At 44.9% G+C, this 6,167-nt stretch carries 7 protein-coding genes; all 7 read right to left on the bottom strand.

The genetic code is table 11. The annotated features are described in order from the left end of the window. Nucleotides 1–163: 163 nt before the first annotated feature. On the bottom strand, nucleotides 164–931 hold the full coding sequence (locus tag AB4167_RS14585) for a TatD family hydrolase (protein WP_136978354.1): 768 nt from the start codon (nucleotides 929–931) through the stop codon (nucleotides 164–166). After that, complete coding sequence (locus AB4167_RS14580) at nucleotides 922–1,887, bottom strand: DNA polymerase III subunit delta' (protein ID WP_017062147.1); 966 nt, start codon at nucleotides 1,885–1,887, stop codon at nucleotides 922–924. The genes AB4167_RS14585 and AB4167_RS14580 overlap by 10 nt, the downstream gene beginning before the upstream one ends. Nucleotides 1,888–1,893: 6 nt before the next feature. Beyond that, nucleotides 1,894–2,526 (bottom strand): dTMP kinase, encoded by a 633-nt coding sequence (gene tmk / locus AB4167_RS14575; protein ID WP_017062148.1) that lies wholly within the window; start codon nucleotides 2,524–2,526, stop codon nucleotides 1,894–1,896. A 10-nt stretch (nucleotides 2,527–2,536) separates the two neighbouring features. Continuing rightward, complete coding sequence (gene mltG / locus AB4167_RS14570; RefSeq protein WP_017062149.1) at nucleotides 2,537–3,553, bottom strand: endolytic transglycosylase MltG; 1,017 nt, start codon at nucleotides 3,551–3,553, stop codon at nucleotides 2,537–2,539. Beyond that, nucleotides 3,550–4,428 (bottom strand): aminodeoxychorismate lyase, encoded by an 879-nt coding sequence (gene pabC, locus AB4167_RS14565; RefSeq protein ID WP_017062150.1) that lies wholly within the window; start codon nucleotides 4,426–4,428, stop codon nucleotides 3,550–3,552. The genes mltG and pabC overlap by 4 nt, the downstream gene beginning before the upstream one ends. 104 nt (nucleotides 4,429–4,532) lie before the next feature. Next, entirely contained in the window at nucleotides 4,533–5,777 is a 1,245-nt protein-coding gene (gene fabF / locus AB4167_RS14560; protein ID WP_010437291.1) for a beta-ketoacyl-ACP synthase II, read from the bottom strand. A gap of 93 nt (nucleotides 5,778–5,870) precedes the next feature. Continuing rightward, nucleotides 5,871–6,104, bottom strand: a complete 234-nt coding sequence (gene acpP, locus AB4167_RS14555) for an acyl carrier protein (protein WP_004737381.1) — start codon at nucleotides 6,102–6,104, stop codon at nucleotides 5,871–5,873. Nucleotides 6,105–6,167 lie beyond the last annotated feature (63 nt).

Raw genomic sequence — 6,167 nt, 5'->3', positions numbered from 1 at the left:
ATAAAATAGGAGCGAATGTTATTTTTAGTAACAAAATTACAAATATTATAATTAGCGCTCTCAAGTTCAACATAATTCGTAAACATTAAAAAAAAACGTATTTTTGGTGATCAAAAACACAAAAAGGGAGCTTTTTCTCCCTTTTATTTGTTTAGTTAGTTTTTTATCGCAAAAAAAGTTTTCGGTAATTTTTGGTTGTTTGTTCAGCAACCTCTTTCATTGACAGCCCTTTCAGCTGCGCGATATAAGCCGCCACTTCGACTACATATGCAGGCTGATTCTGTTTACCTCGATATGGAATCGGAGCCAAGTATGGCGAATCCGTCTCGATCAGCAACCTATCTAGGGGTAGGTTTTTCACAACATCTTTAAGTTCTGTGGCTTGTTTAAAGGTCACAATACCTGAGATCGAGATATAAAAACCTAACTCCATTGCCGCTTCGGCGAACGCTTGATCTTCAGTAAAGCAATGAATCACACCACCGCACTTCTCTGCTCCACCATCGCGTAAAATAGCTAACGTATCTTCACGCGCGTTACGCGTGTGGATGATCAAAGGTTTATTAAGCTCAACAGCCAACTCAACGTGCTGCTTGAACCTGATCTGTTGTAGTTCTGCCGTCTCTGGTTGGTAGTGATAATCTAAACCTGTCTCTCCAATCGCCACAACCTTAGGGTTGCTCGCGTATTCACGCATTGTCTCTAGGCTGAAATCACTTTCAACATCGAGAGGGTGAACGCCACAAGAGGCTTTAACGTTATCAAACGGCGAGATCATCTCGAGCATATTTTCAAACGAATCGAGTGTCACACCGACAGAAAGCAATTGGTCTACATTAGCAGCCTTCGCCTTGTTAACCACATCTTCTACGCTGGTGTGTAAATCTTGGTAATCCAGTTTGTCTAAATGACAGTGGGAATCTACGAACATGTTTCCTCGCAAGTGGCTATCAGCCAATTCATTATGAGTAGCTCCGTATTGAGCCCAGGGTGTTGCTTTAACTGCTCAATCAATGTCAGCAGTTTATTCGATGCTGCATAAGCACTTTGATAAGACATCGCCTCACACAGTGCTTTCGCACTCGGAGTGAAAGCCTGATTCGCCAAACCAAAATGCAGCTTCTGTACATCTGACAATAGATGCCAAAGCCAGCCAAGTTGAATCAAAGGGTCTTTGCTAAGCTCTGTAGAGAACTTTAGCATGTCAGGTTGAGTGCCTTTTATCACATTCACAAAGCCATCGAGCGCTTTTGTTGAAGCTTCAACGCCACCTTGCTCAAACATCGCTTTTGCTTTTAAAGGCGCGTTGTCATTGAGTGCTAAAATATACTGCGGTACCGCTTTGCCCACTTCACCATCTAACCACGCTGATGCTGTCTCTAACTGCGGACTAACCACATTGAATTGCTGACAACGGCTAATAATAGTCGGCATTAAGCGATTACTGTTACGAGTAGACAGAATGAAGATGCACTTGCTTGATGGCTCTTCCAGAGTTTTCAATAGTGCGTTGGAAGCCGATTCGTTCATTGCTTCAGCAGGGTTAAGCAAAATAACGCGCAAACCACCTAACTGAGAAGACTCTTGAGCCCAGCGGTTACTGGCACGCACTTGATCAACCGTGATCGACTTACCTTCTTTCTCGGGTGAGATCACATGAAAATCAGGATGACTGCCCGACTTCATTAACTCACAGCTGTGGCAAAACCCGCACGACTCGCTTTCATAGTTCGTGCACATCAATGCGTCGGTAAGTTGGCTAATCAAAGCATCAACGCCGAGCCCTTCCGGTGCATTAACAATCACAGAGTTAGGAAAACGCTCCGCATCGAGACTTTTTTTCCACTCACTCCATACCGGTGTGAGCCAAGAATACACTTCAGCCATGACTACCTACTGTTTGTCGAGCCAAGCAGTTAGCGCGACTTTAATATCAGCGGCTACTTGCTCAATTTCTTGCTGCGCGTTAATCACAAGTACAGAATCATCTTGTTCTGCAATTTCTAGATAGCGCTCACGCGTGCGGTCGAAAAATGAGATGTCCATCTTTTCAATTCTATCAAGCTCACCACGGCCTCTAGCACGCTCTAGCCCTACTCTAGGGTCTAGGTCCAAATATAGCGTTAGATCGGGTTTAAAGCCGCCTAGCGTGGTTGCTTTCAGTGATTCCATAGTCGTGCGCGCGATCTGGCGACCACCACCTTGGTATGCCTGTGAAGACATATCATGACGATCACCCAATACCCATTGACCATTGGCGAGTGCCGGCTTGATGACGTTCTCGACTAATTGAACACGTGCTGCATACATCAACAGCAATTCAGTCATGTCTTGAAGCTTCTCGCCTTCGTGCTCTTCTTTAACCAATGAACGCATCTTTTCAGCTAAGACAGTACCACCCGGCTCGCGAGTATTAACAATATCTTCAACACCCGATGCTTTTAATGTCTCAACGATGGCATTGATTGCTGTGCTTTTGCCAGCGCCTTCAAGGCCTTCAACCACGATAAATTTCGACTGATTCATAATTATTTCTTTATCTGTTTTTTCTTAATTGCTTTAAGTAAGCTCGCACTGCACGGTTATGCTCAGTCAAACTCTTTGAAAATACGTGACCACCTGTTCCACTCGCAACGAAATACAAGTAGTTGCTCTTCTCTGGATTCAACGCCGCGTTGATAGACGCTTTGCCTGCCATAGCGATAGGTGTCGGTGGCAAGCCACTCATTGTATAGGTGTTGTAAGGCGTTGGCGTGCGTAAGTCTTTCTTACGGATGTTGCCATCGTAGCTGTCACCCATGCCATAGATAACCGTTGGGTCAGTTTGCAAACGCATACGCTTGTTTAGACGGTTAACAAACACAGAAGAAACACGCTCACGTTCTGACGCAACAGCGGTCTCTTTCTCAATGATAGATGCAAGAATTAACGCTTCGTATGGCGATTTAAGAGGCAGCTTATCCGCTCGATTTTCCCACTCTTCATTCACCACGCTCATTAGGTCTCGATGCGCGCGCTTCAACAAATCTAAATCAGTGGTGCCGTAGGTGTAGTGATACGTTTCTGCTAAGAAGAGACCTTCTAGCTTTTCGTTTTCAATACCCAACTTTTCAGCGATCTCTTTTTCAGAAACGCCATCCAATGTCTGTTGAATGAATTCGTTGTCTTTTAGCTGAACAAGCCATTCGTCAAAACGACTGCCTTCAACAAAGGTAATAGTAAACTGGTGTTCTTTCCCTTCTACAAGCACCTGTAGCGCTTGCTCTAAGGTTAAACCCGGTTCAAGCAGGAAAGTACCCGCTTTTACGTCTACAAGCTCAGGATGTAACTTACGGATTAATTTTTCGTAAGGAGAAGCCTCAAACAGCCCCTCGTTAATCAACTGGGCTAGAACGCGGTTAAAGCTGCTACCTGAAGCAACAGTCACGACTTGTGGTTTTTCTAATTGAATAACTTGTTTCAGGTTATCTTGCGCTTGGTTGTAAACATAAAAACCAGCAGCACCGGCTGCAATTAAGCACAAGATAATAAAAATAAATAACTTTTTGATCACGAGTTTAGTTGTCCTTGAAGGCTACGAGTAATGGTTCCAATGTTAAATTGGGTATCACTAATACGGGTAACTGGGGCAACCCCTAAAATGGAGTTTGTCATGAAAACCTCATCAGCTTGCATGAGTTGAGATAAGCAGTAGTCACTAATTGTAACGGAAAGTTCAGCCTGATTCAGCGCGGTTAACACTTGCTTACGCATAACCCCCGCGACACCACTTTGAGTGAGTTGAGGTGTGTATATCGACTGACCTTTGCGCCAGAACAGATTGGCCATGGTGGTTTCAATCACATTGCCCGATATATCAAGAACCACGCCATCCACTTCATTAGCTTGATCCATTTCATCTTTCATCAAAATCTGCTCAAGGCGATTATTGTGCTTATGGCCAGCCAGTAGTGGGCTCAAACCTAGCGCTTGATGGCAGATACCGAGTTCAACACCGGAGTCTTGCCACGCTGAATAATGGCTTGGGTAATCAAAGGTACTGATGGTGATTGTCGGCTTGGCGATATTCTTGGTACTGTAGCCACGCCCACCCGCTCCACGACTAACGTGCAGCTTGATCCCTGCTTTTTGATTATGAGGCTTGTTGGCGTTATGGAGCTTCTTTGAACCATCAAGGCTCTTTGTGCCATGAAGAGCGTTATGTTGGATGTGTTGAAGCGCAGTATCGAGCCAAAGACTAACAACATCCCAATCAAGAGCAGAAATGCGTAGTGCTTTAAGGCACTCGTCGACACGGTGCTGATGATCGTGAAGATGTTGTATCTCACCATCACTCACGAGCATTGTCGTAAAACAGCCGTCTCCGTACTGAAACGAGCGATCCAAAATATCGATAGTTTGCTGGCTTTCTCCATCAACCCAAAACATGTTTTTCCCCATAAAAAGAAACGGCTCAATGCTAAAGCATCAAGCCGTTTAAAAACAAGTCTAATTGTGACTATCTACGAGTGTTTACGTCTTTAATAAGATGATTAAATCTTTTTGAAGATCAAACAGCCGTTTGTACCACCGAAACCGAATGAGTTACATGCAGCATATTCCATGTTGCTAACTTCACGCGCAGTGTGAGGTACTAAGTCAATATCTAAGCCTTCTTCAGGATCATCTAGGTTGATTGTTGGTGGAACAATTTGGTCAACCAGAGACATAGCCGTGATGATAGCTTCAGCAGAACCAGCAGCACCTAGAAGGTGGCCTGTCATTGATTTCGTAGAAGAAACCAATACTTGCTTGCTGCCTGCTTCGCCAAGAGCACGCTTGATGCCCTTAACTTCCGCTACGTCACCTGCAGGAGTCGAAGTACCGTGTGCGTTTACATAACCGATTTGTTCACCAGTAATGCCAGCATCACGCATAGCCGCTTCCATTGCTAGTGCGCCACCTGAGCCATCTTCACTTGGAGATGTCATGTGGTAAGCGTCACCCGACATACCGAAGCCAACTAGCTCACAGTAAATCTTAGCGCCACGAGCTTTCGCATGTTCATACTCTTCAAGAACCATCATGCCTGCACCGTCGCCAAGAACGAAGCCATCACGGCCTTTGTCCCATGGACGAGAAGCTTTTTGAGGCTCATCGTTACGAGTAGAAAGTGCTTTAGCCGCACCAAAACCGCCCATACCTAGTGGAGTTGATGCTTTTTCAGCACCACCCGCTAGCATTGCGTCTGCATCGCCGTATGCAATCATACGAGCCGCGTGACCAATGTTATGTAGGCCAGTCGTACATGCAGTAGAAATCGCGATGTTTGGACCGCGTAGGCCACGCATGATAGACATGTGACCAGCAATCATATTCACGATCGTCGACGGTACGAAGAACGGGCTGATCTTACGAGGGCCTTTTTCAGTTAGAGCTTGGTGACCGGCTTCGATCAAACCAAGACCACCAATACCAGAACCGATAGCAACACCCACACGTGGAGCATTTTCTTCAGTAATAGTTAGGGCTGAATCATCTAAAGCTTGAATACCTGCTGCGACGCCGTACTGGATGAACAAGTCCATCTTACGAGCATCTTTTTTAGTCATATACTCTTCGCAGTTAAAGTCTTTAACTAGACCTGCAAAACGAGTTGAGAAATTGGTTGCATCAAAATGATCGATATTAACGATACCACTTTGACCAGCTAGCAGGGCTTTCCAAGAAGATTCTACAGTGTTGCCTACCGGTGACAACATACCCATGCCAGTGACAACTACACGACGCTTGGACACGATTTTACACTCCGGGGATTGAGGTGATTTAAGATGAGGATAGATGAGTTAGATAAAACACAGGCGGTCGAGGTGACCGCCTGGGAGAGATTATTACTGAGCGCTAGTTACGTAATCGATAGCTGCTTGAACAGTAGTAATTTTCTCAGCTTCTTCATCTGGGATTTCAGTGTCGAATTCTTCTTCTAGAGCCATTACTAGCTCTACTGTGTCTAGAGAATCTGCACCTAGGTCATCAACGAAAGAAGCTTCGTTTTTAACTTCAGCTTCGTCTACACCTAGCTGTTCAACAATGATTTTCTTTACGCGTTCTTCGAGGTTGCTCATTTTTTCTTTTCCTTTACAGAGTTCGCTTTATGCGATGTTTTCCGTAGTTTATTCAATCTATTG

The sequence above is a fragment of the Vibrio sp. 10N.286.49.E11 genome (assembly GCF_041469505.1).
Classification (GTDB): Bacteria; Pseudomonadota; Gammaproteobacteria; order Enterobacterales; family Vibrionaceae; genus Vibrio; species Vibrio crassostreae_C.
Note: the sequence above shows the minus strand (reverse complement) of the source record. Positions and strands in the feature narration are given on the sequence as shown.

Coding starts and splice junctions, on each gene's coding strand:
- pabC (WP_017062150.1), bottom strand. CDS start 4,428: ATGTTTTGGGTTGATGGAGAAAGCCAGCAAACTATCGATATTTTGGAT.
- AB4167_RS14580 (WP_017062147.1), bottom strand. CDS start 1,887: ATGGCTGAAGTGTATTCTTGGCTCACACCGGTATGGAGTGAGTGGAAA.
- acpP (WP_004737381.1), bottom strand. CDS start 6,104: ATGAGCAACCTCGAAGAACGCGTAAAGAAAATCATTGTTGAACAGCTA.
- AB4167_RS14585 (WP_136978354.1), bottom strand. CDS start 931: ATGTTCGTAGATTCCCACTGTCATTTAGACAAACTGGATTACCAAGAT.
- tmk (WP_017062148.1), bottom strand. CDS start 2,526: ATGAATCAGTCGAAATTTATCGTGGTTGAAGGCCTTGAAGGCGCTGGC.